A 2,283-nucleotide genomic window follows, 5' to 3' on the forward strand; every position below is an offset into this window, starting at 1 on the left:
GGCGTCCGCCAGGAAGCCCTCCGCCTGGTGCCGCAGCCCGCCCTCGGACGGGCCGTCCTGCGCCGGGCCGAGCGGGACGTGCATCAGCGGCCAGATGAACGCGTGCACGATCCGCAGGCCGGTGCCGCGCAGCCGCGCCTCGCGGGCCGCGACGTCCACGGCGGCCAGGCTCGCCTCCGAACCGTCGACTCCCACCAGCACCCGGTCACGCATCGCCGGCCTCCTGCTTGCCGTCCTGGCGCTCGTAGGGCACGACCGCGACCGGGCAGGGCACGTGGTGCAGGACGGCGTGCGCGACGGCGCCGAGGTGCGCGCCCAGCGGCGAGCGGCGGATCCGCCGCCCGATCACCACCAGCTCCGCGCCCACCGCACGGTCGGCGAGCACCTTGGCCGGGCGGGCGTTCACGGCCTCCTCGACCACCTCCACCCCCGGGTGCTTCTCCCGCCACGGCTTGACCACCCGGGCCAGCTCGCCCTTGGCGTACACCAGCATCTCGCCGGTCACGTCGACGCTGGCCGCGATGCCCGCGTACTGGTACGTCGCCGGCAGCGTCCAGGAGTAGACGGCCCGCACCGGCAGTCCGCGCCGCTCCGCCACCTCGAAGGCGTGGGCGAGCACCGCGTCGGCGCCCTCGAACGGGTCGACGCCGGCCACCACCTCGCGGGCGGCGTCCTCGCCCTCCTCACCCTGCTCCTCGCCCCGGCGCACCAGCACCACCGGGCAGTCCGTCCGGGTGAGGACCCGTTGGCTCACCGACCCGACCAGGAACCCGGCCACCGCGCCGAACCCGCGCGAGCCCAGCACCAGCAGCTCCGCCGGGGCGCCGTCCGGCTCCTGTGCCCCGCTCACCTCGTCCACCAGCGCCCGCACCGGATCGTTGGGCACCTGCACGGCCTGGACGACCAGCTCGGGCCACCGCTCCTTCACCCGCAGCTCGGCCTCCCGCAGCGTGACGTCCGCCTGCCGCCGCGCCAGGTCCACCGTGCCGAGCACCGACAGCGGCGTCACCACGGGCGGCCACGCCAGCACCACCTTCAACGGCGTCCCGCGTCGCGCCGCCTCCTCCGCCGCCCAGTCCAGCGCGGCAAGGCTCTCGGGCGAACCATCGACACCGACGACGACGGACCTTGGCATGACGACCTCCGACAGTTGCGAACGTGACGCGGCCGGACGGGGTGGAGGCCCGGCCGCACCCCTCACCCTTCCCGCTCCCGACCAGCACACCCAGGGTCCAAGGTCCCCGCAACCCGACCGACGGTCCCGGCGCCCGGGCGGTCCGGGAGGCCCTCTTCGCCGCGCTCAGGGGAGGGTGAGGACGCGGGGGCCGGATTCGGTGACGGCGACGGTGTGTTCGATGTGGGCGGCTCGGGTGGTGTCGGTGGTGCGCAGGGTCCAGCCGTCGGGGTCGGTGGTGTGGGTGTCGGTGCCGCCGGCGATGAGCATGGGTTCGATGGCCAGGACCAGGCCGGGCTTCAGCGGGAAGCCACGGCCGGGGCGGCCCTCGTTGGGGAGGTGCGGGTCCTCGTGCATGCGGCGGCCGATGCCGTGGCCGCCGAAGCCTTCGAGCAGGCCGTAGCCCGCGCCGCGGGCGACGGTGCCGATGGCGTGGGCGATGTCGCCGGTGCGGTGGCCGGCCACGGCGGCGGCGATGCCCGCCTCCAGGGCGCGGCGGGTGGTGTCGATCAGGCGGAGGTCCTCGGCGCGGGGTGTGCCGACGGTGAAGCTGACGGCGGCGTCGCCCGCCCAGCCGTCCAGGACGGCGCCGCAGTCGATGCTCACCAGGTCGCCGTCGCGCAGCCGGTAGCCGTCGGGGATGCCGTGCACCACGGCGTCGTTGACGGAGGCGCAGATGACGGCCGGGAACGGCACCGGGGCGAAGGAGGGGCGGTAGCCGAGGAACGGCGAGGTGGCCCCCGCCTCGCGCAGCGCCTCGCGGGCCACCTCGTCCAGTTCCAGCAGGCTCACCCCGACGCCGGCGGCCCGTTCCACCGCCGCCAGCGCCGTGGCGACCACCCGTCCGGCCTCCCGCATCGCGGACAGCGCCGCCTCCGACTTGAGCTCCACCATGAGGTCCTCCGACCGGCCGTCTCCAATTCTTATACCGGTATTTGTATCACGGTCGGTGTGAGGGGGAGCGACTGGAGCCCCGTGGCCTACCATCGGGGGCATGGTGAGGACTCCGCTGACCCCCGGGGAACGCGAGCGCGGGGAGCGCTTCGGCGCGCTGCTGCGCGAGGCGCGGGGCGGGCGCAGCATGGTCGAGGTGGCGGCGGCCGCCGGGG

3 protein-coding genes and 1 pseudogene are annotated in these 2,283 nt (G+C 75.5%); 1 reads left to right on the plus strand and 3 read right to left on the minus strand.

Annotated features, from left to right (window positions below; translation table 11 throughout):
* From ABD308_RS26250 to map, 3 genes are all read right to left on the minus strand, one after another.
* A partial coding sequence (locus tag ABD308_RS26250) for a universal stress protein (RefSeq protein WP_344339200.1) occupies window positions 1-213 on the minus strand: 213 nt, incomplete at its 3' end.
* Window positions 206-1,135 (minus strand): universal stress protein, encoded by a 930-nt coding sequence (locus ABD308_RS26255; RefSeq protein WP_344339202.1) that lies wholly within the window; start codon window positions 1,133-1,135, stop codon window positions 206-208. The genes ABD308_RS26255 and ABD308_RS26250, both read right to left, overlap by 8 nt.
* Before the next feature lie 165 nt (window positions 1,136-1,300).
* The gene (gene map / locus ABD308_RS26260) at window positions 1,301-2,068 is read right to left on the minus strand and encodes a type I methionyl aminopeptidase (protein ID WP_344339204.1); all 768 of its coding nucleotides are present in this window, start codon (window positions 2,066-2,068) and stop codon (window positions 1,301-1,303) included.
* A 100-nt stretch (window positions 2,069-2,168) separates the two neighbouring features.
* Between map and ABD308_RS26265 the strand changes: the two are divergent.
* Window positions 2,169-2,283, plus strand: a pseudogene (locus ABD308_RS26265) (XRE family transcriptional regulator); the annotation flags it as partial.

The organism is Kitasatospora putterlickiae, from assembly GCF_039527695.1.
Lineage (GTDB): Bacteria > Actinomycetota > Actinomycetes > Streptomycetales > Streptomycetaceae > Kitasatospora > Kitasatospora putterlickiae.

Bases quoted from the DNA above. Each gene is read 5' to 3' on its own strand.
- ABD308_RS26255 (WP_344339202.1), bottom strand. From the start codon at position 1,135: ATGCCAAGGTCCGTCGTCGTCGGTGTCGATGGTTCGCCCGAGAGCCTT.
- map (WP_344339204.1), bottom strand. From the start codon at position 2,068: ATGGTGGAGCTCAAGTCGGAGGCGGCGCTGTCCGCGATGCGGGAGGCC.